The organism is Caulobacter vibrioides OR37 (assembly GCF_000372645.1).
Taxonomy (GTDB): domain Bacteria; phylum Pseudomonadota; class Alphaproteobacteria; order Caulobacterales; family Caulobacteraceae; genus Caulobacter; species Caulobacter vibrioides_E.
The window spans coordinates 451674-475966 of record NZ_APMP01000001.1 but is presented as its reverse complement, the minus strand read 5'-3'; the positions used below and the strand labels follow the sequence as shown (position 1 = coordinate 475966).

Sequence of the window (24293 nt, the reverse complement as noted above, 5' to 3'; positions counted from 1 at the left end):
GAGCGTCCGTCTCCTGGAGGAGACGGACGCTCCGCTCTTTTGATCAGGCCATGATCGTTTCACATAGCCACCGCTTCATCTTCGCCGCGGTGCCCAAGACCGGCACCCATTCGGTGCGTCAGGCCCTGCGCGAGCATCTGAGCGAGGACGACGTCGAGCAGGTAGGGCTGTTCGTCGACAAGCGCTTTCCCTGGGCGGACCTGGCCGCGATCAGGCATGGCCACCTGTCCCTGCGGCAGGTGCGTCCGTATCTCGGCGAACAGGCCTTCGCCGACTATTTCAAGTTCGCCTTCGTGCGGAATCCGTTCGACCGCTTCGTCTCGTACTGCGCGTTCATGTTGCGCGGGGGCGACGACTTCCAGCGACGGCCGCGCGATGTCATGCGCTATTTCCTTTTCGAGGAACCGCCGGAACAACACATCCTGTTCCAGCCGCAGTCGTCGCTGCTGGTGGACGAGGAAGGCGGCCTCCTGACCGATGGGATCGGTCGGGTGGAGGACATGCAGGGCTCCTACGACGCGATCTGCGCGCGGATCGGTATTCCATCCCGCCGGCTCGACCGCGTGAACGGCAGCCAGCATGGCGACTACCGCCAGTACTATGACCCGCTTCTGATCGAGGCGGTCGCCGCGCGCTACGAGCAGGACCTCGATCTCTTCGGCTACACGTTCGAGGGGGCGTGATGAGCGGGCCGTCCGCCAATCCTCGCAAGACGGAGACGGTGAGAGACCTGGGGGCGGTCGACATCGGCGCCCTTCGGGCCAATGTCATGGCGATCCCAGAGGCGGTCTGGGTCGCCGAAAACGCCAGCAAACCCAACAAGTTCGAGGTGCTGGACGGCACGCGGCACATCGTCTTTCGTTTCGTGGATGGTCCGCTCGACTGGCGGGGTTCCCATGATCGTCCGGCCTGGGCGCCGTGGCGGAACTTGCTGGAGCCCGTGCTGGCGGACGCGGTTCGTGATTATGGCTACGCGCGGGGCGTGTTTCCTCGGGTGATGCTGGCCCGCATGGCTCCGGGCGGGTTCATACATCCGCACATCGACGCCAATCCCGCCGCGAAGTGGCCCCACAAGATCCACGTGCCGATCACGACCAATCCCGGCGTGGTGTCGTTCTTCGGCGGGGCCGAGCGCCACCTTCCGGTTGGTCAGGCGGTCGAGGTCAACAACCTCGCGCCGCATTGGGTGCGCAACGACGGCGACAGCGATCGCATCCATCTGATCTTCGAATATTACGATCCCGACCAGCCGGCGCCGGCGTGGCTCGCGCCGCTTCTCCAGGCGAGCGTCGCGCGGTGAGCCGGCAACGCGACGCCTTGCTGGAGGAGGCGCGGGCGCTGCGGACGCGCCAGCGCGCGCCCGAGGCCCTCGCCGTCCTGGCGCGGTTGGAAGCGTTGCTGCCTCGGTTCAGCCGTCTCCATCAGGAGCGCGGGCATTGCTACATTCTGCTTGGCGACGCGCCCCGCGCGATCGAGGCGCTGAGCACGGCGGTCGGCCTCAATCCCACCCTGCCGACCAGCTGGGACATGTTGGAACAGCTCTATCGGATGCTGGGCGACGCGCCTCGCGCCGAGGCGGCGGCGCGTCATCTGAAGGCGCTGAAGCAGTTGCCGGTCCAGGTGGTGGTCGCCAACAGCCTGTTCGCCGACGGCGATCTCGAGGCGGCCGAGGCGATCCTCCGCGAGTATCTGCGCGATAACGACAGCAATGTCGGCGCGCGCCGTCTGCTAGCCAGGATCCGCGCGGAGAGCGGCGCGTTCGACGAGGCCGAGGCCTTGCTCGAAACGGCGCTGGCCCAAGCGCCGGACTACCACGCCGCCCGACTGGACTACGCGATGACGCTGCTCCAAGGGCAAAAGCCCGGGCGCGCCCGGGAGGAGGCGGAGCGGCTGCTGGAGCACGACCCGGACAACCGCGACTATATCAAGCAATACGCCGCCGCCTGCGTCGCCCTGGGCGACCACGAACCGGTGATCGACCTCTACGGCCGATTGCTGGACGGCCAGCCGCCGTCCGGGCCCGAGGTCGCCGATCTGCGGCTCTGGCGGGGCAATGCCTTGAAGGTCACGGGCCGCCAAGCCGAGGCGGTCGCCGATTACCGCGCTTCGCTCCATGCGCGGCCAGATAACGGCGTGGCTTGGTTTAGCCTCGCCAACCTGAAGACCTATCGCTTCAGCGATGACGAATTGGGGCGTTTGCGAGCGGCCGAGGCCCGCCCCGACCTGCAACGGATGGATCGCGTCTATCTGAACTTCGCGCTGGGCAAGGCTCTGGAAGATCGAGGCGACTACGCGGCGTCGTGGCGAAGCTATGGGCGCGGCAACGCATTGAGGCGCTTGGACAGCCGGTATAGGTCGGAGGTCGCCGAGGCCTGCGCACGGAGTTCGAAGCAGAGCTTGTCAGCCGAGGTCTTCGCGGCCCGCGCGGGTTGGGGCGCGGACGATCCCGCGCCGATTTTCGTCGTGGGTCTGCCGCGCTCGGGGTCGACCCTGATCGAGCAGATTCTGGCCTCGCATTCGGCGGTCGAGGGGACGCAGGAGCTGACGGAGATCGGCCGTTACGCCGCCGAGCTCGGGGGGCGCGATCCCGACTGCGGCCTGCCCTTGGACCCCGAAGCCCTGCTGCGTCTGACCGCCGAGGAGGCGAGGGGGCTGGGCGAGCGCTTCCTGGCCGAAACGCGCGCCTACCGGCGGCTGGGGCGGCCGTTCTTCATCGACAAGATGCCCAACAATTTCTGGCACATCGGCCTGATCCACCTGATCCTGCCGCGAGCGACTATCATCGATGTCCGCCGCGAGCCGATGGCCTGCTGCTTCAGCAACCTGAAGCAGCTGTTCGGCACGACCAATCAGGAATTCACTTACGGCGTCGAGGACATCGCCCGCTATTATCGGGTCTATCTCGACATGATGCGGCACTGGGATCAGGTGCTGCCCGGCCGGGTGCTGCGGGTGTCCTATGAAGACCTCGTCGAGGATCTCGAGGGCGGCGTGCGGCGGATGCTGGACCATTGCCGTCTGCCCTTCCAGCCGGCCTGCCTGACCTTTTACGCGACCCAACGCAGCGTGCGCACTCCCAGTTCGGAGCAGGTGCGCCAGCCGATCGGCCGCGAGGGGCTGGATCAATGGCGTCGCTACGCGCCCTGGCTGGCGCCGCTGCGCGAGGCGCTGGGCGATGCGCTGACCGAGTACAGGACCTGAGCGATGCGGCTGCCGCGACCCTTCTACCAGCTTCCGGTGCTGTTCGACGTGGAACGACTTCAGGCCGAGGTCGCGGCCTTGCCGGCCGAGGCCTGGGTGGCGCATCCGGATCGGCTGCGCGGCAATAGCGCCGCGCGCCTGATCAGCGTGGACGGGGCGGAGACCGACGCGGTCCACGGCCAGATGCTGCCGACGCCCTGGCTGATGGCGATGCCCTATCTGCGTCAGGTCCTAGCGGGGTTCGGCGTGGTCTGGAGCCGCTCGCGGCTGATGAGGCTGGCGCCGGGTGTCGGCGTTCCCGAGCACGCGGACATCAACTACCACTGGCATACCCGCGTGCGACTGCACATTCCGGTCTTCACGCAGCCCGCCGTGCGTTTTCACTGTGACGGGCAGTCCGTGCACATGGCGGCCGGCGAGGCCTGGATCTTCGACAACTGGCGTCGCCATCACGTCGAGAACGGGGCGGACCAGGATCGTATCCATCTGGTCGCCGACACCACCGGCACGGCTTCGTTCTGGCGCTTCGCCTATGGTCAATCGCCGCCCCGCGATCGGTGGCCCACTCTGGCTTGGGATCCGAGCGCTGATCCCGAGCTGCTGACCGAGAACGACCAGCGCATGCCGATCATGCCGGCCGCCGAGGCGCAATGGCTGGTCGAGGATCTGCGCGAGGAGCTTTCGCTGGCCGTTGACACGCCTGAAACCCGGATGCGCGCCGCGCGGCTGAACCTGCTGCTGGAAAGCTTCATCCAGGATTGGCGCCAACTCTGCGCCCTGCATGGAACCGGCGGTCGGGGGCGACCCGAGTTTCAGCGCCTGATCCACGCCGTGCGCGAAGCCGCCGGGCCGCTGGGCGAAGGCCTCGTCATGCGCGCCAACAGCGCCAGCGCGCTTCTGGTGCTGGAAAAGCGCGTCTTGCAGCACCTGGTCGCGGACGAGGCGCTTTCGCCCTGATCAGGCCTCGGCCGCGCGCGCGATCAGATCGCGCAGGAGGTCCTGATAAGATTCGAAGCTGGAGACCTCGGCCTCCGGCGCCTTGCCGGCCTCGTCATAGCCGCGCAGCCGTAGGGCGTCCTGGGCGGCCGGCTCGGCCAGAAACGCGGCGATCTCCGCCGAATTCATCGGTCCTCCCTGCAGAGCCAGGCTTTGCAGGGAGGCCTTGCTGAGGTGTTCCAGATAGGCCGGATCCACCGCGACCCGGTAGCGCTTGGCCGCGACGTGCAGGCGGATGGGCTCGGTGACCTCGGGGCCAAAGGCGCGGGCCAGATAGCCGGCGCTGATCTGTTCGTGGCGCGTGTCTACGCCGTGATCCGCGGCGTCCTCGCCGGCCTTTTGCATCATGTGCCCGACATCGTGCAGCAGGGCTGCGGCGATCAAGGCGGGCGGCGCGCCATCCAGCTTGGCGTGGTGGGCGGTCTGTACGGCGTGGTCCAGCTGGCTGACGTCCTCGCCATAGCGCAAATCGCCCAGGCGGTTGAACAGGGTGGTCAGTTCGGCGACGAAGGCGTCGGCCGTCGGGCGAGCGGTCATTGAAGATCCGTGGGAGAGCTTAGAGGCGCATCCGGCCTATGCCGGGATCGGTGCGGCTGGCGCGGCCGGTCTCGAGGTGTCCGGCCAGACGTTGAACAAACGAAGGATCATCGGCCAGGGTCAGGGTCAGATCGTACCAGTGGTCGCTGCCCCGCAGGTCGAGGACCGAACGGACGCCGCTGGGCCGCAGCGCGATGGTCTGGCGGGCCTCGCCTTCGGCCAGCGGATAGTCCTCGGCCATCTGAAGCGTCGCGGACCCCATGCCGGACAGGATGATGACGAGCCGGGCGCGGACGTCGGCGGACGCGGTCACTAGAGGCTGAGCCTTGGACGTGTCTCCCGCGAAGCGACGATAGAAGCCATGCGGGCCGTGAACGGTGAGATCGTAGGGACCTGGCGGGCGTCCGGGCTTGTTCCAGTGGCCAGCGGCGTATTTCTGGCCCGCCGCCAGGGTGAAGCGCCACGGACCGTCGCGGTCGGTGTTGTCGAAGACCTGGAACACCGCGCCGGCCCGGCCAGCGTTGACGAGATCGATCCACACCGCGCCGTCGCGCACCCGCGCGTCGGCGGAGATTACGTAGGGCAGGGCGCGCGCGGCCCGCTGGGGACCTTCTTGAACCGAGAGGGTCTGTTTGGCCGGAATACGCAGGCTCGGCGCGGCCTTGGAGCGCGCCACGCGCTGCATGTAGTCGGCCGTCGCCGGCAGCGACAGGGTCGACCAGTCCTGGTTTGGATTGGCGAAGTCGAAGGCCGAGGTCAGGTCGCCGCAAACCGTCCGGCGCCAGTCGCTGATATTCTCCTCGCGCACGCCGAAGCGCTTTTCCAGGAAGCGCAAGGTCGAGGTGTGATCGAACACCTCCGAGCACACGAAGCCGCCGCGGCTCCAGGGCGAGACGATGATCGCCGGCACCCGGATGCCCAGGCCCAGCGGATGGGCGCCGGGGTTGTCGACCTTGGCCTGGCCATAGTCCTTGGCCTCGCCGGCGACCGAGACCGAGCTCCATCCTTGTTCGGGCGTCAGCGGCGGCATCGGCGGCTGCATGTGATCGTAGAAGCCGCCGGCCTCGTCATAGTTGACGATGAAGACCGTCTTGGCGAACACCTCGGGGTGATCGACGAGGGCCTTGATCAGCTCGGCGCAAACATGTTCCCCCTTGGAGGGTTCCGCCTGCGGGTGTTCGGACAGGTCGGCGGCGGTGACGATCCATGACACCTGAGGCAAACGGTCGGCGGCGATATCGGCGCGGAAGGCCTCGACCAACTGCTGGCCGTCCGAGCGCGTGCGGTCGGGGCCGGTCTTGCCTTCGCTGACCCACGAGCGGCCGCGCGCATAGAGCTCGGAATCCTTGGCGCACGGGCGGAACGGCTTGAACACCGACAGGATGTTGTCGCCGAAATTATCGTACTCTTGGTAGACCTTCCAGCTGACGCCGGCCGCCTGCAGGCGCTCGGCATAGGTGGTCCAGGTGTAGGGCCCCTTGGCCATGACCTTGTCTTCGGCCATGTCGGCGCTGGGCGTTTCGTCCTCGCCGTAGTTGCTCATTTCCGGATCGCCGCCGACCTTGCCGCCGCCGTTGCAACCCGTCCAGAGATGCAGGCGGTTGGGATAGGTCTGGGTCAGGGTGGAGCAGTGGTACGCGTCGCAGATCGTGAAGGCGCTGGCTAAGGCGTGGTAGAACGCCAAGTCCGAGGCCTTGTAGTAGACCATGCGCTTGTGAAGCTCGCCCGAATGGCCCCACTGGTCGTAGCGGCCGCCGTTGACGATGGTGGTCGCCGCCTGGTGACCTTGGTCCGAGCCGTCGACCGTGTAGGCGTTGGTCGCCGAGGCGTCGCCATGAAAGGGCAGGACATAGCCGTCGGGATGCTCCTGGCTGGGCTGGCGCCAGACCGAGGCGCCGCCCGGCAGGCGCTGAGGGCGCGGGTCGCCCAGGCCTCTCACGCCGTTCAGCGTCCCGAAATAGTGATCGAACGCGCGGTTCTCCTGCATGAAGATCACGACGTGCTCGACGTCCATGATCGTGCCGGTGCGGTGACGCGCGGGAATGGCCATGGCCTTGGCGATCGTCGCGGGCAGAAGTCCGGCGGCCGCGCCCGTGACGGCGGCGCGTAAGAGCGAGCGACGGTCGGGAGTCATGACCTGGACCTCCAAAATTCCACATTTGGTATAGACCAGTAGGCGACGCGGCGTCCGCGAAACTTTCGTGAAGTCTTGATCCGGGTTGGACTCCCCTCACGGTGGTCTGATCCACTTCCTTGACCCAGGGGGAGCCGCCTTCCATCTTCGTGCTGGCGGGAATCGACCGCTGGTCAGGTCGTCCGATGCAGCAGCTCGACAGTCACCAGTATCTGGGCGTGCGTGACGACATCGCGGCGCGTATCGCCGCCGGTGAGTTCAAGCCGGGCGAGCGCCTGCCTTCCGAGCGTCAGCTGCAGGCCGGCGGCGGGGTGGCGCGTGGCACGGTGCGCGAGGCCCTGTTCCAGCTTGAGGCGGAAGGGGTCATCTACCGGAAGGACCGCAGCGGCTGGTACGTGTCGCCGCCGCCCGTCGTCTATGATCCGACCCGCTGGGAAGGCTTCATGTCCTATGTCGAGGCGCAGGGGCGACGGCCGGAAACCGAGACGCTGAGCAAGGTCGAGATCGTCTGCGACGGCATGTTGGCCCAGATCTTCTCCCGCCCCGTCGGCGCGCCGATGTACTGGATTCGCCGCCGCCGTCTGATCGATGGTCGGGCGGTTCTGATCGAGAGCATCATCGTCGACGCCGCTCGCGCGCCGGGCCTGATCGAGCACGATCTCAACGGCTCCCTGACGAGCGTGCTGAAGACCGTCTATGGCGTCGGCGTGGCGCGCAACAAGGTCGACATGCGGCCGTGCGCCCTGACCCGCGACGAGGCCGAGGCTCTGCGCGTGAAGTCGGGTCTGCCGGGCCTTAGCCTGGTGCGAACCTGCTACGACGCCCAAGGCCACGTGGTGGAATTCGATCGCGAATACTGGCGTCACGACGCCTTGACGGTCAGCGTCGACATCCGCGTCCGCTAGGACGCCCGGCGGCGTCATCGAGGCGACATGTACTTGGTATAGACCAGGCCGCTCCATAGGGGCGTTGTCATGACATCTGGTACTCGGCGCTGGCTCGAACGCGCCACGCCGCTGGCCTTCACCCTGTTCGCGGGGCTGGCCGGCTTCTGCGCCTATTTCTCGATGTACGCCTTCCGAAAGCCCTTCGCCGCCGCGACCTTCGGCGTGGTCGAGGGCTGGCATTTCGCCATCGACTACAAGATCGCCCTCGTTCTGGCCCAGGTCGCCGGCTACGCCGCCTCCAAGCTGATCGGCGTCCGCGTGATCTCGGAGGTCAAGCCGGCGCATCGCGGCGCGGCGATCCTCGTCTTGATCGGCCTGTCGTGGTTGGCCCTGATCGGGTTCGCGATGATCCCCGCGCCTTGGAACGTCGCGGCCTTGTTCCTGAACGGCCTGCCGCTGGGGATGATCTGGGGGCTGGTGTTCGGCTTCATGGAGGGACGGCGCACGTCCGAGGTGCTGGGCGCGATCCTTTGCGCGAGCTTCATTCTGTCATCCGGCGTGGTGAAGTCGGTGGGCAAGTGGCTGATGGTCGACGTCCACATCTCTCCGTTCTGGATGCCCGCCGCCACCGGCGCGATCTTCATGCCGCTGCTGGCGGTCTCGGTCTGGGCCTTGATGCAGCTTCCGCCGCCGAACGCCGCCGACGAGGCGGCGCGTGTTCGACGCGAACCCATGGACAGCGGGCAGCGAAAGGCCTTCGTGGCCGCCTATGGCCCCGGGATCGCGCTGTTGGTGCTGTCCTATGTTCTACTGACGGCGCTGCGCGATTTCCGGGACAACTTCGCCGCCGAGCTGTGGACCGGCTTGGGCTTTGGCAAGGAGTCGGCGGTCTTCACCGCCAGCGAGCTGCCCGTGGCGGTTCTGTCGCTAGGCGTGATGGCCGCGGTCATGGTGGTGCGCGACAATCTTCGTGCGCTGCTGGTGATGCACGGGGTGATCCTGGCGGGCTTTCTGACACTGGGGCTGTCCACCCTGGCGTTCCAGGCCCACCTCCTGGCGCCGCTGCCGTGGATGATCCTGACCGGCGCGGGGCTCTACATGGCCTATACGCCGTTCAACGCCATGCTTTTCGACCGGATGATCGCGTTCAGCGGCCGGGTCGGCACGGCGGGGTTCCTGATCTATGTCGCCGACGCGTCCGGCTATCTGGGCAGCGTGGCCCTGCTGGTCTGGCGCAACTTCGCCATGGTGGCGATGGACTGGCTGAATTTCTTCGTCCTCAGCGCCTATGCGACCAGCATTCTGGGCGCCGCCTGCACCGTTCTGGCCGGCGCCTATTTCCTCAAGCGTAGTCCGACGCCGACGACTTCGCGCTCGTCCGAACCCGTCGCTAGCGCCTCCGGGTTGTAAGGGCGTCAAGCTCGCTTTCGTAGTGGGAGCTACCGGCGATCTCGCCATGATGTCGCGAGGTCGCCTTTAGACCCTGTCTGGTACGCGCAGGGGCAAGTTTTGTGACCACGCGGCCGCATTTACGGCCATCGGCGGCCCAACATCCGGGCTGGCGCGACATTTTCAGTGAAATGTCAGAGGCCGCGCCTCGTCGCCGGCCGTCATCGGCGGATGATGACTTCGAGGCGTCGACCTGGGGATAACCGCCGCAGGCGGTGGGCGCGACGGCCTCGAACGAGGACCGCATGTCGAATTACCGGCTACTGCTGGCGGGCTGTTCCGCTCTTGTCCTTCTGGCGCACACGCACGCGGCGCTGGCGGACGAAACTCCCACGCCGACCGACACCGTCGATGAGGTGGTGGTCAAGGCGCGCGACAAGGCTGGCCTGCTGGAGAAGCAGCCCAGCAACACCGTTTTTGGTATCGACAAGCCGCTGCTGGAGACGCCGCGCTCGGCCAGTTTCGTCAGCGACGTGACGCTGCAACGCTATGGCATCGAGACCATCGACGGCCTGACCGCCGTGTCGCCCGGGACCTACACCGCCAGCTTCTACGGCGTGCCCGGCGCGCTGAACATTCGCGGCACCCTGGCCGAGAACTACTTCCGCGGCTTCAAGCGCATCGAGAACCGCGGCACCTATTCGACCCCGATCGGCGCGGCCGATCAGATCCAGGTCGTGCGCGGTCCGCCCACGCCGATCTATGGCTCGGGCAAGGTGGGCGGGATGCTCAACTTCATCCCGAAATCGGGCAAGAACGAGGGCGGCTACCTGACCGAACCGACCGGCGAGGTCACCCTGACCTACGGCGCGTACAACAAGAAGAACGCGACGGCCCAAATCGGCCTGCCGGCCAACTTTGGCTCGGTGGTCGGGGGCATCCACGCCTATGGCGAGGTCGAGGACAGCCACAGCTACTACAAGGGCATCTATCCGCGTCGTCAGACCGGAGAGGTCTCGGCCGACTTCGATCTGGGCAAGGGTTGGAGCACCGCCTTCGGCGGGATGATCTACCATTCGAACGGCGACGTTCAGACGCCCGGCTGGAACCGTCTGACCCAGGACCTGATCAACCACCAGACCTATATCACCGGCCGCGACACCTCGCTGAAGGACGCCGACGGCAACGGGCGTCTGACGCCGAACGAGATCGGCTATTATCCCTACGCCAGCGCGATGTATCTGGCCTATTACGGCTATCCGACCACGGACGCGCTTCACACGCTGGACACCGGCGTCGGCACGACCAAGCTCAGCCCGCGCACGGTCTATATCAGCGGCGCGGACTTCTCGAAGACCCGCACCAATACGCTCTACTACGACCTGGCCAAGGAACTGACGCCGGGCAGCACCTTGAAGCTGCAGCTCTTCTATGACGACCAGGAGAACAAGCGCTTCGTGTCCTACGGCTATCCAGCCTGGTTCGACAGCTCGGTCTGGGAAGCGCGCCTGACCTACAACTTCGCCTATGACGTCGGCGCGGTCACGTCGAAGTCGTTCGTCGGCGTGTCCTATCGCGACTTCAGCGGGCGTCGCCGCGAAAGCTACAACAGCGGCCTGATCGCGCTGGACCGCCGCGACATCGCCTATGGGGCCACCCCCACCGACATCATCGGCAGCCCGTTCAACCCCGGCGACGGCGTGAAGTGGGAGAACGACAACCGCTCCAAGTGGCGGCAGGAAGGCGTTTTCTTCACCACCGACATCATGCTGGGCCAGCGCCTGAACCTGATGCTGGGCGGCCGCTACGACGACTATGACGTCAAGTCCAACGACACCGGCTTCCTGACCTATACGATCGCCGGACAGCAGAAGGCCAGCAAGGGAAAGGGGACCTACACGGCGAGCCTGACCTACAAGACGCCGGCCGGGATCATGCCCTACATCAGTTACGCCAAGGCCTCGGCGCTGGAAATGAGCCAGGCGGGCGATATCGCGCCGGGCCTGGTGGCCACCGACGCTTGGCTGTCGAATAGCAACCTGGCCGAGGCCGGGGTGAAGTTCCAGCTTCTGAAGGGCACGTTGGTCGGGTCGCTGGCCGGCTACCGCCAGAACCGCACCCAGTTGGTCAACGGTCCGCCGATCTCGGTGCAGGGCACGCGGGCCAAGGGCGTGGAGCTGGAAGTGCGCTGGCTGGCCAGCGAGCATGTCAGCTTCACCTTCTCGGGCAATACCCAGCACACCACGGTCAAGGGGCCGGACACCTCGTTCCAGTACATCCCGGCCTATACCGCCGGCGTCGCGGGGCCGCAGGCCTACGGGGGAACCTATGTGGTCTGGAATTTCAACAGCCTGCCGGGCCGCGCGGGCGACTACGACTACACCTTGATCCCGAAATCTGTCGTCAGTCTCTATGGGGCCTACACCAGCAGCGACTACGACTGGGGCAAGGTCGGCGGCACGCTGGGCGTCACCCATGTGACCAAGACCTCTGGCACCGTCCAGAACGCGGTTACCTATCCGGCCTATGCGGTCGTCAACGGCAGCCTCTACTACGAGCATGGCCCGTACACGGCCACGTTCAACGTCGATAACCTGTTCAACAAGCTCTATTTCACGCCCGACGCCGACAGCTACGCCAATCTCGGCGCGCTGCCCAGCAAGGGGCGCGAGTGGCGCCTGACCCTGGCCCGGAAGTTCTAGTTCCCGCGCGGCGCGTCCCGCGAGGGGCGCGCCGCGAGCTTACATGGAAGGCTCGATGCGATGCCGAACGCTCAATGGCGATCCTGGATCATCCTGGGGGCGCTTTCGCTTCTTCTGTTCTTGATCACGGCCTCGACCTTCTCGTCCCTGGGCGTGGTGCTGCCGGCCATGATCAAGGAGCTGAAGTGGAATTTCGCCTCGGCCTTCCTCGGGTTCACCTTGCTGGGCGCGTTTTGCGGGGGCTCGTCGTGGCTGCCGGCCATGCTGATCCGGCGGATCGGCGTGCGCGCCACCATCCTGATCGGATCGGCGGTGATGGTCGCCGGTTTCGGCTGTCTGACCCTCGCCCACGGCTTGCCGGTTTATCTGGCGGGCACGGCGTTGCTGGGGGTCGGCTACCAGATGATGGCTCTGATCCCGGCCACACACCTGCTGTCGATGCTGTTCAAGAAGCGGGCCCTGCCGTTCGGGATCTATTTCACCACCGGCTCGCTGGGCGGGGTCGTCGGACCGTGGATGGCCCTGGTCGGGCTCGACCTGGCCCATGGGGGCTGGCGGCCCTATTGGGCTTGGCAAGCCGTCGCCTCGGCGGTGGTCGGCGTCCTCTCGGCCGCCTTGGTCGGCGGCGAGGCTTGGCTGAAGAGGGCCGCCGTCGAGACCGACAAGGCGGTGGCCGAGGAGGCCGCGACCCAACCGGCCAACGCCCGCGTCTATCGCACCACGGTCGACTGGACCGTCGCGGAGGCGCTGCGGACGCCGCAGTTCTATGTGATCCTCTCGGCCTATTTCGCCCATCTGCTGGGCGGGGTCACGGCCGTCAGCCTGGCGCCCAGCCATTTCAGCGAACTGGGCGTCGCCTCGACGGTGGCCGTGGCCGCGCTGAGTCTGGAATCTCTGATGCAGGTGGCGGCCCGGATGAGCGGCGGCCTGCTGGCGGATCGGATCGATCCGCGCTGGCTTCTGGCCGGCGCCCAAGGAATGATGGCCGTCGGATTGGTGGCCTTGGCCGGCGCGACGACCTGGCCGCTAATGATGGTCTTCGCCCTCGGCGTCGGAGTGGGCTTCGGCATGACCGTGCTGGCCGTCAGCATCTTGCTGCTTAACTACTATGGTCGGAAGAATAACCTCGAACTGTTCTCGATGGTTTGCATGGTGGGCGCCGTTTCAGCCCTGGGACCCGTGATCGGCGGCTTCATGCGCGATCGTCTGGGCGGCTTCGCGCCGACCTTCCAGGTCTTCGCGGCCGTCATCGGCGTTATCTTCGTGGCCGCGCTGTTCATGCGTCCGCCGCGCAAGAGCATAGAGGAAGACGTCATCGCCCCGGCGCCCGCGCCGTCGCCCATCCTGTTGCGCGACGCGGCCTGATTCAAAAGGACACAGAGAGAAGCCATGTTCCACCGTCCTTCCCAGCACAAGGATTTCGGGGTCTTCCTGCCGGTCGCCAATGGCGGTTGGATCATCTCGAAGACCACGCCGACGCTCGATGGCCTCTATGCGCAAAATCGCGCGGCGGCCGTGAAGGCCGACGAGGTCGGCATGGATTTCGTGATGTCGATGGGCAAGTTCCGCGGCTTCGGCGGCGAGACCGATCACTGGGGCACGGCGCTCGAGTCCGTCACCATGATGGCCGGCATCGCCGAGGCCACCAAGAACGTGAAGATCTGGGCGACCATCCATCCGTTGCTGCAGAACCCGGCCGTGGCGGCCAAGATGATCGCCACCCTGGATCACATCAGCGGCGGTCGCGCCGGGCTCAACATCGTGGCCGGCGCCTATAAGGGCGAGTTCGATCAGATGGGCGCGTGGGACGACAGCCTGTCCCATGACGACCGCTACGCCCTGACCGAGGAATGGACCACGATCGTCAAGCGCCTGTGGTCCGAGGACAGCGTCGACTTCGCCGGCAAGTACTTCACGATGAAAGACTGCCAGTCCAAGCCCAAGCCGCTGTCCAAGCCCCGCCCGGACCTGGTCTGCGCCGGCATGAGCGACCGGGGCTTCCAGTTCTCGGTGCGCGAGGCCGACGTCTGCTTCATCGGCGGCCGCACGCCCGACGAGCGTCGCGACGCCTCGCTGCGGGCCAAGAAGACCGCCGAGACGATGGGCAAGACGATCAAGACTTTCGCCATGTGCACGGTTGTTCATGGCGACACCGATGCGGACGCCGAGGCCAAGGTCGAGCACTACAAGAGCGGCGCCGACATGGGCGCCATCCTGGCCATGCTCGAAAGCTGGGGCGTGCCGGCCGAGAAGCTGTCGAGCGTGGCGGCGGCTCAAGGCGCGTTCATGACCCAGACCGTGGTGGGCGCGCCGAAGACCTGCGCGGCGCAGATCGAGGAATTTCTGCGCTACTGCGAGCTGGACGGCCTGATGATGATCTTCCCCGACTATGTGGAAGGGCTGACCATGTTCGGGTCCGAGATCCTGCCGGGCCTGCGGGCGGTGTTCTCGTGAACGCCGTGACGACCAGCGCGAACCTTGCCGACGGCTTGGCGACCTGGATCGCCCCGTCGCGAACGGCCGTGCTGGTGATCGACATCCAGGTCGACTTCGCCTCGCCGGACGGCGCGCTGGGCGCCTATGTGGACATGACAGCGGTGCGGCCCGCCGTGGCCGCCGCCGAGCGGCTGGTCGAGACCGCGCGGGGGGCCGGCGTTCCGGTGGTCTTTGTCGGCCTCTTCACAACGCCGGAAGCGGACTCGCCGAGCTGGAAGGAACGCCTGCGTCGCCGAGGCGGCAATGCCGAAGACGAGAGCGCTCTTTGCCGCGAGGGCGAGGTCGGCTCGGACTTTTACGGCCCCAAGCCCTTGCCGGGCGAGGCCGTGGTGAAAAAGACCCGCTACAGCGGCTTCCTGGGCACCGACCTCGACGCGCGGCTCAAGGCCCTGGGCGTGGACACCCTGGTGGTGGCCGGCCTGACCACCGAGTGCTGCGTCGACAGCACCGTGCGCGACGCCTTCAACCTCGACTACCACGTGTTCGTCGCCGCCGACGCCTGCGCCGCTTACGAGGCCGACATCCACGCGGCGTCGCTGAAGGTGATGGACCTGAACAGCGCGATCCTGACCGACACCGCTCGGGTCGCCGCCGCCTGGAGCGTCTGACCCATGGCCGATGGCTTTCCGACCCTGGGCGCCAGCGCGCCTTACAAGGTCACCGACGCCGACCGCGCGGCCATCGCCGCCGCCATCGACGAGACCGAGATCGTCGAGCTGGCCCTGACGCTGGGCAACATTCCCGCGCCCTCTGGCAAGGAGCTGGAAGTGGCGACCTATGTCCACGACTGGATGGCGCGGGAGGGCTTCTCGCCGCGCAAGGTCGGGGCCACGCCCGAGCGGCCCAACATCATCGGGACGTATGGCGGCAAGGGCGTCGGCAAGAACTTGCTGTTCACGGCGCACCTCGACACCGAGGCCCCCACCTGGAACCCTGATCTCGACGCCTACAAGTACGCGCCCGAGACCCTGGCCAATCCGGAGTGGGAAAAGTGCTGGCTGGAGGACGGCAAGCTCTATGGCTACCCGATCGCCAATGATCGCGGCCCGATGAGCTGCTTCCTGATCGCCGCCAAGGCGCTGAAAAAGGCTGGCTATGACCTGGCCGGCAAGATGTACCTGACCGCCTGTCCCGGCGAGATCGGCCCCGAGCCAATCGAGGAGCACCGGGGCGTGGCCTATATGGGCAAGGACATCGGGGCCCACTACCTGTTCCATCACGGCGGCGTCGCGCCCGACTACGCCATCGCCGCCGAGGGCTGCGACTTCGGCCTGACCTGGGTGGGGTGCGGCTACGCCGTGTTCCGGTTCCAGGTGTGGGGCGAGGGGGTCTTCACCCCGCTGCTGGAGCATCCGGCGACCGCCGCTCAGCATCCCAATCCGATCTACAAGCTCGGTAAGCTGACCGAGGCCATCCACGCCTGGAGCGGCGAGTACGAGAAGAAGAGCCGTTACGACAGCCCCGGCGGCGTCGCCCAGCCCAAGTCGCAGATCGCCTCGGTGCGCGGCGGCATTCCGTTCGCCTTTGGAGCCGGGACCGAGCTGGTCAACCTCTATCTGGAGGTGGGCCTGACGCCCAAGCAGCGGGTCGCCGAGGTTCAGCATTCCCTGGAGGCCATGGTGCGCGAGGCCGGCCTTGGTCGGATCGACATCGAGCCGGTCGTTGTACGCCACGGCTTCGAGGCCGACGCGGCCGAGGTGGCCCCGCTGGTCGGCGCCGTCGATGCCGCCACCCAGCTGGGGCTCGGCCATCCGGTCGCTCTGGCCAATCCGGTCTATTCCAGCATGTGGCGAGACCACAACGTCTTCAACATGCATCGGATTCCGGCCATCACCACCGGCTTTCGCCGCTGGCGGCCGACGCCTAACGACCTGGTCGACAGCGCCCTGATCTACGCCCTGACGGCCCTGGCGATCTGCGGTCGCGCCGAAGAGGGTGAAGCCGGCCGCCGTCCGGCCTCGGCGGTCTATCCCGACAATCCGTTCGGAAACGCCGAATGAGCGCCGTGTCTCGAGTCCAAAGCCCCGAGCCGGCGGACTTCCGCAAGGCGATGGGCAGTTTCGCCGCCGGCGTGACGGTGGTGACCGGCTGTCACGAGGGGCGCCTGGTCGGAACCACGGTCAGCGCCTTCAGCTCGGTGTCGATGGACCCGCCGCTGGTCATGGTCTGCCTCAAGCGCGACAGCCGCACCCTGGCGGCGCTTAGCCAAACCAAGGCGTTCTGCGTCAACATCCTGGCCCAGGAGCAGGGCGACTTGGCCTACCGCTTCGCCAAGAGCGGCGCCGACGACCGTTTCGCTCTGACCGCCGTCGAGGCGAGCGCCAGCGGCGCGCCGTTGCTGGCTGGCTGCGTGGCGGCGATCGAGTGCGACCTGCACGCCGCCCACGACGGCGGTGATCACGAAATTCTGGTCGGGCGCGTCCTGCGCGTCGTGACCGATGAAACCAAGACGCCGCTGGTCTATGTGCGCGGCGCCTTCTTGAACGCTTAGGGAGGTGGCCGCGCATGGCCTATGACGTGCTCGACGTGAAGCCCATGACCCGCCGGATCGGCGCGGAGATCTTCGGCGTCGACCTGGGCAAGCCGCTCTCGAACCGCCAGTTCGAGGAAATCCATCAGGCCCTGACCCAGCACCAGGTGATCTTCTTTCGCGACCAGCACATGTCGCATGAGGCGCACAAGGATTTAGGCCGCAAGTTCGGGAACTTGGCCATACATTCTGGCGTGCCCGGACTGCCGGATCATCCGGAGATCGTGGCCATCCACGCCGACGCCAATTCCAAGTTCGTGGCGGGCGAGAACTGGCATTCGGACCTGACCTGCGATCCCGAGCCGCCGCTGGGCAGCATCCTTTACATGAAGGTCCTGCCGGAAGACGGCGGCGACACCTGCTTCGCCAGCATGTACTGGGCCTACGACACCCTGTCGGACCGGATGAAGGCCTATCTGGAGGGGCTGAACGCCGTCCACGACGCCAACCCGGTCTACAAGGCGATCTTCCCGGACATCGACCGGAAGTACAATTGCTCGTCCCACCCGATCGTCCGCACCCACCCGGTCAGCGGTCGCAAGAGCCTGTTCGTCAATCCGTCCTACACGACCCACATCGAAGGCGTGTCCAAGGCCGAGAGCAACGCGATCTTGAACTATCTCTACCAGCACGCCAGCAATCCGGATTTCCAGGTGCGTTTCCGCTGGAAGGAAAATTCGGTGGCCTTCTGGGATAATCGCTGCACCTGGCATCAGGCGATCTGGGACTATTTCCCCGACACGCGCACCGGCTATCGGGTGACCATCGCGGGCGACAAGCCCTTCTAGTCATGGGCTCCCCGCGCGCCGGGGGCGACCCTGGCGCGCGGCGGCCGGCTATTCGCGGGTATAGTCCGTCGGGATCTGGGGATCCGGGCCGGCCTTGCCCCACAGCACGATTTCGTTGCCCCACGGGTCGCGGAAGGCGTGGTTGTAGCCGTTGAATTCCTTCCAGTAGTGGTTCTTCCACAGCAGGGTCGCGCCTAGCGCCTCCGCGGTTCCGAGGATGCGGTCGGCGCTGTCGTCGTCGCTGATCAGAACCCAGATGCGCGGCTTGCGCCCCTCGGTGCTCAGCCCGCGAGGCTCGACGCCTTCCGGTTCGGGGTGCGGGCGGGCGTTGGCGGCCTTGAAGATGCCGAGGTGCAGGTTGCCGATCTCGCTGTCGGTCCCGTCGGGCTTCTTGAAGAAGCCGCCGGGCACCATGCGGTGGTAGACGCCCTCGGGGCGAGCGTCGTTCTCCCAGCCGAACACCTGGGCGTAGAACGCGCCGGCGGCGGAAGGATCATCTGAAGCCAGGTCCACGAAGATCAGGGTATTGGGCTTTGTCACGGGAAAAGCTCGCGTTTCAGGTCAAGTCTTGAAGCTGATCGAGAGACTCAGGGCCTTCCAGGCCTCGATGTCGGCGGCCAGGGTTTCGGCGGCGTGGCGGGCGTACTTCAGAGCGTCCTCGCCCAGCAGCAGGTGCATCGGCGGATCCTCGACATCGGCGATGGCCAGGATGGCCTGGGCGGCCTTGGCGGGATCGCCAGGCTCCTGGCCGGCGTGCTCGGCCATGATCCGCTCAGCGTCTCGCGCCAGGCCGTCATAGTCGGCGAGCTTTTGGGCCACGAGGGTCTTGGAACTCGAGGCGAAGTCGGTGCGCAGGCCGCCCGGCGCGACATTGACGACCTTGACGCCGAGCTCGGCCACTTCCTGGGCGAGCGTTTGGGTCAGGCCCTCCAAGGCCCACTTGCTGGCGCAGTAGACGCCCGTGCCGGCCCAGACCGCCAGGCCCGAGACCGAGGTGATATTGATGATCCGGCCGGCGCGACGCGCGCGCATGGCCGGCAAGGCCGCCTTCAGCACCGCCAGAGGGCCGATGACATTGGTCTCGAACTGGGCCCGGACCTCCTCAAGCGAGGTCTCCTCGACCGCGCCGACAAGGCCATAGCCGGCGTTGTTGACCAGGACGTCGATCCGTCCGGTCACCGTTTCGGCCTTGGCCACGGCGGTCTTCACGGCGGCTTGGTCGGTGATGTCGAGGATCAGGGCGCGCCCGCCGCGGGCCTCGAACGCGGCCGCCGCGTCGGGCTTGCGAACCGTTCCCACGACGATGTCGCCCCGGTCGAGGGCCGCCAGGGCGATTTCTCGCCCAAGGCCGCCCGAAACGCCGGTGATGAACCAGGTCTTGGCCATCAGTACGGCTTGTCGCCCTTGACCCACAGCCGATGCATGGTCCGGAAGTACTTGGTGTCGTCGTAAAGCGTGCCGGTATGCAGGGTGCAGCGGTTGTCCCACATCAAGAGGTCGCCGACCCGCCACTTGTGGCGATAGACGAACTGGTCCTGGGTCATGAACTCGACCAACTCGTCCAGCAGCGCCAGACCCGCCGGGCCGGGCATGCCGATCACCTCGGTGACGGTGCCGGTCGAGGGCCATAGCGCCTTGCGGCCGTCGGCCGGATGCGTGCGGATCAGCGGGTGTTCGACGTCGGGATTGGCCGCCTCCATCTCCGGCGACAGGGTCTGCTGTTCGCCGAACGTCCGTGTGGCCATGAAATGCTTGTAGCTGTGATGCAGCTTCAGCCCCTCCAAGAGGGCCTGCCGGTCGGCGGGCAGAGCGTTCCAGGCGGCGCAACCATCGGCCAGCAGCGTGTCAGAGCCTTCCTCCGGCACTTCGACCGCGTAGAGCATGGTCAGCATCACCGGTTCGGGTTTGTAGCTGTAGTCGGTGTGCCAGCCGACGCCATCGTTGTGCGCGCCGATCGGCTTGCCGTCGACCACACGGTTCGAGAGGATGAAGATCTTCGGGTATCCCTCGAGCGTAAAACGGGTTTGTGTGTGATCTTCGGCCTCCCCGAAACGGCCGATGAAGCGCATCAGGTCGTCAGGCGTCATCTTCTGGTCGCGCAGGGCGATCGCGCCGTGGCGATGAAAGGTGTCGACCACCTGGTCTAGCGCCGCGTCGGAGGCGGTCGCCAAATCAAGCCCCGTGATCTCGGCGCCGAAGCCGGCCTTCAGATCCTTGATGGCGATGTCGGCGGTCGGCGTCATGGCGTCCTCGAAGATGCGATCATTCACGAAACCTAGGCTCGCCAACCGGATCGGTCTTGCCCAAACGCGCACGAAAGCTTTCTCGTCGCCCTGGCGGATGATTGGGCCTTGGGCGCCGAAGGCGGACTTGCGGCGCCCAGCGCTCACGGATGCGGCGATCGGCGCGCGGGGGCGTTTGACGACCAACTCTTCGTGCGCGTTGAGGCAAGACCCGCTCATGGTCCGGTCCTAGCGTCAGGGTCGACTTCGACTTTCAGAGCGCCTCACGATGAACCCGCGCCCGAGCTTTCTCAGCGACGCCTTTTTCGACGGCCTTTCACGGTCGATGCTGGGCGTCGAGGCCGCCGAGACCCTGCCGCCGGCCTGCTACACCGACGCCGACTTCTACGAGTTCGAGAAGGAGGCGCTGTTCAATCATGAATGGCTGTGCGTCGGGCGCGTGGACTGGGTCAAGGAGCCAGGCGACTTCTTCACGACGCGCATCATCGGCGAGCCAATCGTCATCACGCGCAATCGCGACAACGAGATCAAGGCGATGTCGGCCGTATGTCAGCATCGCGCCATGCTGGTGGCCGAGGGACGGGGCAACACGCGGGGCTTCGTCTGTCCCTATCATCACTGGGTCTACTCGCTGAACGGCGATCTGGTGAACGCGCCGGCGATGGAGCGGACCTGCGACTTCGACAAGAAGGCGGTGAAGCTGCCGACCTTCAAGGTCGAGATCTGGCTGGGCTTCGTCTTCATCAATTTCGACGCCGAGGCTCCGCCGCTGGCCCCGCGTCTGGAGGCGGTGGAGGCCGCCATCGCCAATTACGACCTGGCGAACGCCGAGGGCCTTTCGCCGCCGATGACCGGTCAGTTCGCCTGGAACTGGAAGGTGATGTTCGAGAACAACAACGACGGCTATCACGCCAGCAAGCTGCACCGGGGGCCGCTGCACGACTTCATTCCCAGCGAGCTGTGCAGCTTCCCCGAGGCCGGAGCGGGCGACGCGGGTTTCCTGCGCTTCAATGGCACGCTGCACGCCGATGTCAGCTTCAACCCAACCCAGAAGGCCGTGCTGCCGGTCTTTCCAAAGCTGAGCGAGACCGATCGCAACCGCGCGACCTTCGCCAATATCCCGCCGACGCTGTCGCTGGTGATGACCAGCGACATGGTCATCTATCTGATCCTGCGACCGACGGGTCCCGAGACCATGGAACAGGACACCGGCCTTCTGGTGGCGCCAGGCGCGACCGAGACGCCCGGCTTCGAGGAGCGCCTCGAGATGATCATGACCTCGGCGGGCAAGATCATCGCCCAGGACATGCATGTCGACGAACTGGTTCAGCAGGGCCTGCGCTCGCGGTTCGCCATTCGGGGTCGCTATTCCTGGCAGGAGGGGGCGCAGGTGCAGTTCAACCGCTGGCTGACGCCGCGCTACCAACGGGCCTGGACGGCCCTGAAGGCTGCCGGCGCGCCGGCGCCCGCCAATGAGGAGGCCGCCGCGTGAGCCGCCTGCCGGTCATCTTCTTCGGTCACGGCAGCCCGATGATCGCGCTGGAGACCAACGACACCACAAGGACCTGGAAGGCCATCGGCGACGCCGTTGGCCGCCCCAAGGCGATCCTCTGCGTTTCGGCGCACTGGCTGACGCGCGGCATAGCGGTGACGGCCATGACCAAGCCGCGCACCATCCATGATTTCGGAGCATCCTTTCCCAAGGCCCTGTTCGACCAGCAATATCCCGCGCCGGGTTCACCCGAGCTGGCCGCGCGGGTTCGCGAGATCCTCGCGCCGACGCCGGTGGCGCTGGACGAGAGCGGCTGGGGCTTGGACCACGGGACATGGTCGGTGCTGGGCAAGGCCTTTCCCGCCGCCGACGTGCCGGTGGTGCAGCTGGGCATGGACGCGACGAAGCCGCCGGCCTGGCACTTCGAGATCGGCCAGCGCCTGGCGCCGCTCAGAGACGAAGGCGTGCTGATCGTCGGCACCGGCAATATCGTCCATAACCTACCGGCCATGGACTGGGGCGACCGCCACTGCCGGCCCTACGACTGGTCCCAGCGGTTCAACGACTACATCAAGACCGCCATCGTCGAGGACGCGCCCGAGCGGGCGGTGGATTTCGAGAGCCAGGGCCAGGACGCCCAGCGCTCGGTTCCGACGCCAGACCATTACTGGCCGCTGCTTTACGTGCTGGGCGCGCGCCAGCCCGGCGACCGCGTCGCCTTCGCCCCAGATCACATCGAGCACGGCTCCTTGAGCATGACCACGGTCACGCTCACGCCTCAAGCCGCCTGATCGGAGACTTCGATGTCCTTTATCTGCGAACCCGGCCAGACCCGCCCCGACGTCGTTCCTGGCGCGCTGCACCATCTGAAAGCCACGCCTCAGACCGTGCACTGGGGCTATTTCGACCCGGCGACCCCGCCTTCGCTGCGCATCAAGAGCGGCGACCTCGTCCAGGCCGAGGCCATTACCCACCATGCCGGCGACGCGCCGGAACTGATGATGGACGAAGGCGTCACCCGAATCTTCAAGGAGATCCCCGAGGACGATCGCAACCCCGGCGTCCACATCATGACCGGACCGATCTATGTCGAGGACGCCAAGCCGGGCGACGTGCTGGAAGTGCGCTATCTGCGCATGGTCCCGCGCAACAATTACGGCTCCAACCTCGCGGCCAACTGGGGCCACCTCTACAAGGATTTCGACGAGAAGGAGCGGGTGACGATCTACGAGCTGGACCCGAACACCAACACCGCCAGCGCCCTTTATGCCTACGATTTCGAAGGCAAGTACCTGATCCCGGGCACGATCACCCACTGCCCCGCGTGCGATCGCCAGCCGGCCCTGAAGGGCGTTCGCGTGCCCGCTCGTCCGCACCTGGGCACCGCCGGCGTCGCGCCCGCGGTCGACGGTCGCGTCAGCACCATCCCGCCCGGCGAGCATGGCGGCAATATCGACAACTGGCGCATCGGGGCCGGGGCGACGATGTACTACACCGTTCAGGTCGAGGGCGGCCTGTTCTCGATTGGCGACCCCCATGTCAGCCAGGGCGATGGCGAGATCTCGGGCACCGCCATCGAAAGCTCGCTGAACGTCCTGATGCAGATCGTTCTACGCAAGGATATCCAGACGCCGGGCCCGCTGCTGGAGACGCCCAAATGGTGGATCGTCCACGGCTTCAACGAGGATCTTGACCTGGCTATGCGCGACGCCTCGACCAAGATGCTGAGCCTGCTCAGCGACCAGGTCGGGCTGTCGCGGAACGACGCCTATTCGCTGATGAGCGTGGCGGCCGACTTCGGCGTCACCCAGGTGGTCGACGGCACTCAAGGCTGCCACGTGCGGGTGCCGCGCGACATCTTCCCCAAGATGCGGGACTAGGCGCATGAAGGCCTGGTCGTTCAGCACCGAAAGCCACCCCCGTGCCGAGCGGGCGGAAGCCTGGCGCGAGGCCATGGGGCGGCTGGGCCTTCCGATCGAAGGCCTTTCGGACGGCGAGCCGGCGGCGGCCTCGGTGGTTTGCCTGACCTCGCCGCTGGGGATCGAATTCGCCTTGGTCGAGGCTGGCGCCCAGACGATCTCGGGGCGCCTCTCGGGGCAGCCGGCGGCGGTCTGGCTGGCGGTGCTGCTTCACGGCGAGGCGACCCTGGTCACCGAGGACCTGGCCGCCAGCATATCGCCGGGCGACATCGCCTTTGGCCCGACCGGACACGCCGCGGCCCTCCGCCTTGAGACGCGCTCGCGCCTGCTGTTCGTGCGCGCGCCGCGCGTTGCGCTGGATCACCGCTTGATCAAGCCGTTCAATTTGCGTGTGGGTTGGCTTGAGGGCTCCCAAGGCGTGCCGCGCATTCTGTCCGACCTGTTGCGGGCGACGGCGGAGGAGCTGGAGAACCTTTCGGTCGATCAGCTGCGGCCGGTCGACCTGGCCCTGACCGAGTTCCTGGCGCAGTGCCTGCTGGAGCGCGGCGCGGCCAGCGCGGACGCCGCCGACGCCTCGACGCCGACGGCGCACCTGCAGCGGCTGTGCCAGACCATCGAGACCCTGTTGCCCGACCCGGACCTCTCCCTGCGCCGCGTCGCGGACGAGGAGGGCGTCTCGCCGCGTTACGTGCAGAAGCTGTTCGCCTCGGCCAACGAGACGTTCAGCCATTATCTGCGGTCGCGTCGGCTGGATCGCTGCCGCATCGACCTGGCCAGTCCGCAACACGCGCGGCTGTCGATCTCGGAGATCTGCTTCCGCTGGGGCTTCAACGGCTCGGCCCATTTCAGCCGGGCCTTCCGCGAGCAGTACGGCCAGTCGCCGAGGGAGTTTCGGCAGGGCCGAGAAATCCCCCGCGCCAGCGACGGCGCGCCTCGGCTTCCGCCTGAAATCTATTCGAGTCCGGCCTGACCGAGACGC

Annotated in this window: 22 protein-coding genes; 17 read left to right on the top strand and 5 right to left on the bottom strand. The window is 66.6% G+C overall.

The genetic code is table 11. The annotated features are described in order from the left end of the window. Positions 1–50: 50 nt before the first annotated feature. From OR37_RS02205 to OR37_RS02190, 4 genes are read left to right on the top strand one after another with little or no spacing between them, the layout of a single operon-like run. A complete protein-coding gene (locus OR37_RS02205) occupies positions 51–683 on the top strand; it encodes a sulfotransferase family 2 domain-containing protein (protein ID WP_004615523.1) in 633 nt (210 codons plus the stop codon). Further along, positions 683–1300: an aspartyl/asparaginyl beta-hydroxylase domain-containing protein gene (locus OR37_RS02200; RefSeq protein ID WP_004615522.1), complete on the top strand. Its 618-nt coding sequence runs from the start codon at positions 683–685 to the stop codon at positions 1298–1300. Before OR37_RS02205 ends, OR37_RS02200 begins: the two co-directional genes overlap by 1 nt. After that, positions 1297–3201 (top strand): tetratricopeptide repeat-containing sulfotransferase family protein, encoded by a 1905-nt coding sequence (locus tag OR37_RS02195; RefSeq protein ID WP_004615521.1) that lies wholly within the window; start codon positions 1297–1299, stop codon positions 3199–3201. The genes OR37_RS02200 and OR37_RS02195 overlap by 4 nt, the downstream gene beginning before the upstream one ends. Before the next feature lie 3 nt (positions 3202–3204). After that, entirely contained in the window at positions 3205–4158 is a 954-nt protein-coding gene (locus OR37_RS02190; protein WP_004615520.1) for an aspartyl/asparaginyl beta-hydroxylase domain-containing protein, read from the top strand. On the opposite strand, the gene OR37_RS02185 is transcribed toward OR37_RS02190, so the two are convergent. Together OR37_RS02185 and OR37_RS02180 are read right to left on the bottom strand one after the other, a co-directional pair. Then, the gene (locus OR37_RS02185) at positions 4159–4734 is read right to left on the bottom strand and encodes an HD domain-containing protein (RefSeq protein WP_004615519.1); all 576 of its coding nucleotides are present in this window, start codon (positions 4732–4734) and stop codon (positions 4159–4161) included. 19 nt (positions 4735–4753) lie between these two features. Next, positions 4754–6868: a phosphocholine-specific phospholipase C gene (locus tag OR37_RS02180; RefSeq protein WP_004615518.1), complete on the bottom strand. Its 2115-nt coding sequence runs from the start codon at positions 6866–6868 to the stop codon at positions 4754–4756. Between the two features lie 119 nt (positions 6869–6987). On the opposite strand from OR37_RS02180, the gene OR37_RS02175 reads away from it, so the two are divergent. The 9 genes from OR37_RS02175 (at position 6988) to OR37_RS02135 (ending at position 17660) form a co-directional block, all read left to right on the top strand. Continuing rightward, positions 6988–7773, top strand: a complete 786-nt coding sequence (locus OR37_RS02175) for a UTRA domain-containing protein (RefSeq protein WP_235046529.1) — start codon at positions 6988–6990, stop codon at positions 7771–7773. Between the two features lie 69 nt (positions 7774–7842). After that, positions 7843–9165 carry a DUF5690 family protein gene (locus OR37_RS02170; RefSeq protein WP_004615516.1) on the top strand — a complete coding sequence of 441 codons (1323 nt, stop codon included), beginning with the start codon at positions 7843–7845 and terminating at the stop codon, positions 9163–9165. A gap of 284 nt (positions 9166–9449) precedes the next feature. Continuing rightward, positions 9450–11846 (top strand): TonB-dependent siderophore receptor, encoded by a 2397-nt coding sequence (locus tag OR37_RS02165; protein WP_004615515.1) that lies wholly within the window; start codon positions 9450–9452, stop codon positions 11844–11846. A 60-nt stretch (positions 11847–11906) separates the two neighbouring features. Then, a complete protein-coding gene (locus OR37_RS02160; protein WP_004615514.1) occupies positions 11907–13211 on the top strand; it encodes an MFS transporter in 1305 nt (434 codons plus the stop codon). A 24-nt stretch (positions 13212–13235) separates the two neighbouring features. Then, positions 13236–14300: an LLM class flavin-dependent oxidoreductase gene (locus OR37_RS02155; protein ID WP_004615513.1), complete on the top strand. Its 1065-nt coding sequence runs from the start codon at positions 13236–13238 to the stop codon at positions 14298–14300. After that, positions 14297–14950, top strand: coding sequence for a cysteine hydrolase family protein (locus OR37_RS02150; protein WP_004615512.1), 654 nt, complete (start codon positions 14297–14299; stop codon positions 14948–14950). The genes OR37_RS02155 and OR37_RS02150 overlap by 4 nt, the downstream gene beginning before the upstream one ends. A 3-nt stretch (positions 14951–14953) precedes the next feature. Further along, complete coding sequence (locus OR37_RS02145) at positions 14954–16342, top strand: hypothetical protein (protein WP_004615510.1); 1389 nt, start codon at positions 14954–14956, stop codon at positions 16340–16342. Beyond that, on the top strand, positions 16339–16833 hold the full coding sequence (locus tag OR37_RS02140) for a flavin reductase family protein (protein ID WP_004615508.1): 495 nt from the start codon (positions 16339–16341) through the stop codon (positions 16831–16833). Before OR37_RS02145 ends, OR37_RS02140 begins: the two co-directional genes overlap by 4 nt. A gap of 14 nt (positions 16834–16847) precedes the next feature. Further along, positions 16848–17660 carry a TauD/TfdA dioxygenase family protein gene (locus tag OR37_RS02135; protein ID WP_004615507.1) on the top strand — a complete coding sequence of 271 codons (813 nt, stop codon included), beginning with the start codon at positions 16848–16850 and terminating at the stop codon, positions 17658–17660. Between the two features lie 48 nt (positions 17661–17708). On the opposite strand, the gene OR37_RS02130 is transcribed toward OR37_RS02135, so the two are convergent. The 3 genes from OR37_RS02130 to OR37_RS02120 are packed head-to-tail and all read right to left on the bottom strand — an operon-like array spanning position 17709 to position 19930. After that, positions 17709–18200, bottom strand: a complete 492-nt coding sequence (locus tag OR37_RS02130) for a VOC family protein (RefSeq protein ID WP_004615506.1) — start codon at positions 18198–18200, stop codon at positions 17709–17711. 21 nt (positions 18201–18221) lie between these two features. After that, positions 18222–19046, bottom strand: a complete 825-nt coding sequence (locus OR37_RS02125) for an oxidoreductase (protein WP_004615505.1) — start codon at positions 19044–19046, stop codon at positions 18222–18224. After that, the gene (locus OR37_RS02120; protein WP_235046528.1) at positions 19046–19930 is read right to left on the bottom strand and encodes a TauD/TfdA dioxygenase family protein; all 885 of its coding nucleotides are present in this window, start codon (positions 19928–19930) and stop codon (positions 19046–19048) included. Before OR37_RS02120 ends, OR37_RS02125 begins: the two co-directional genes overlap by 1 nt. Positions 19931–20171: 241 nt before the next feature. Here OR37_RS02120 and OR37_RS02115 point away from each other — a divergent pair, with 241 nt between their 5' ends. The 4 genes from OR37_RS02115 to OR37_RS02100 are packed head-to-tail and all read left to right on the top strand — an operon-like array spanning position 20172 to position 24284. Beyond that, positions 20172–21395, top strand: coding sequence for an aromatic ring-hydroxylating oxygenase subunit alpha (locus OR37_RS02115; RefSeq protein WP_004615503.1), 1224 nt, complete (start codon positions 20172–20174; stop codon positions 21393–21395). After that, positions 21392–22186, top strand: a complete 795-nt coding sequence (ygiD, locus tag OR37_RS02110) for a 4,5-DOPA dioxygenase extradiol (RefSeq protein ID WP_004615502.1) — start codon at positions 21392–21394, stop codon at positions 22184–22186. Before OR37_RS02115 ends, ygiD begins: the two co-directional genes overlap by 4 nt. A gap of 12 nt (positions 22187–22198) precedes the next feature. Continuing rightward, complete coding sequence (locus OR37_RS02105) at positions 22199–23275, top strand: acetamidase/formamidase family protein (RefSeq protein WP_004615501.1); 1077 nt, start codon at positions 22199–22201, stop codon at positions 23273–23275. A 4-nt stretch (positions 23276–23279) separates the two neighbouring features. Continuing rightward, positions 23280–24284: a helix-turn-helix domain-containing protein gene (locus tag OR37_RS02100; RefSeq protein ID WP_004615500.1), complete on the top strand. Its 1005-nt coding sequence runs from the start codon at positions 23280–23282 to the stop codon at positions 24282–24284. Positions 24285–24293: the final 9 nt, after the last annotated feature.

Bases quoted from the DNA above. Each gene is read 5' to 3' on its own strand.
- OR37_RS02205 (WP_004615523.1), top strand. From the start codon at position 51: ATGATCGTTTCACATAGCCACCGCTTCATCTTCGCCGCGGTGCCCAAG.
- OR37_RS02200 (WP_004615522.1), top strand. From the start codon at position 683: ATGAGCGGGCCGTCCGCCAATCCTCGCAAGACGGAGACGGTGAGAGAC.
- OR37_RS02190 (WP_004615520.1), top strand. From the start codon at position 3,205: ATGCGGCTGCCGCGACCCTTCTACCAGCTTCCGGTGCTGTTCGACGTG.
- OR37_RS02185 (WP_004615519.1), bottom strand. From the start codon at position 4,734: ATGACCGCTCGCCCGACGGCCGACGCCTTCGTCGCCGAACTGACCACC.
- OR37_RS02180 (WP_004615518.1), bottom strand. From the start codon at position 6,868: ATGACTCCCGACCGTCGCTCGCTCTTACGCGCCGCCGTCACGGGCGCG.
- OR37_RS02170 (WP_004615516.1), top strand. From the start codon at position 7,843: ATGACATCTGGTACTCGGCGCTGGCTCGAACGCGCCACGCCGCTGGCC.
- OR37_RS02165 (WP_004615515.1), top strand. From the start codon at position 9,450: ATGTCGAATTACCGGCTACTGCTGGCGGGCTGTTCCGCTCTTGTCCTT.
- OR37_RS02160 (WP_004615514.1), top strand. From the start codon at position 11,907: ATGCCGAACGCTCAATGGCGATCCTGGATCATCCTGGGGGCGCTTTCG.
- OR37_RS02155 (WP_004615513.1), top strand. From the start codon at position 13,236: ATGTTCCACCGTCCTTCCCAGCACAAGGATTTCGGGGTCTTCCTGCCG.
- OR37_RS02145 (WP_004615510.1), top strand. From the start codon at position 14,954: ATGGCCGATGGCTTTCCGACCCTGGGCGCCAGCGCGCCTTACAAGGTC.
- OR37_RS02140 (WP_004615508.1), top strand. From the start codon at position 16,339: ATGAGCGCCGTGTCTCGAGTCCAAAGCCCCGAGCCGGCGGACTTCCGC.
- OR37_RS02135 (WP_004615507.1), top strand. From the start codon at position 16,848: ATGGCCTATGACGTGCTCGACGTGAAGCCCATGACCCGCCGGATCGGC.
- OR37_RS02125 (WP_004615505.1), bottom strand. From the start codon at position 19,046: ATGGCCAAGACCTGGTTCATCACCGGCGTTTCGGGCGGCCTTGGGCGA.
- OR37_RS02115 (WP_004615503.1), top strand. From the start codon at position 20,172: ATGAACCCGCGCCCGAGCTTTCTCAGCGACGCCTTTTTCGACGGCCTT.
- OR37_RS02105 (WP_004615501.1), top strand. From the start codon at position 22,199: ATGTCCTTTATCTGCGAACCCGGCCAGACCCGCCCCGACGTCGTTCCT.
- OR37_RS02100 (WP_004615500.1), top strand. From the start codon at position 23,280: ATGAAGGCCTGGTCGTTCAGCACCGAAAGCCACCCCCGTGCCGAGCGG.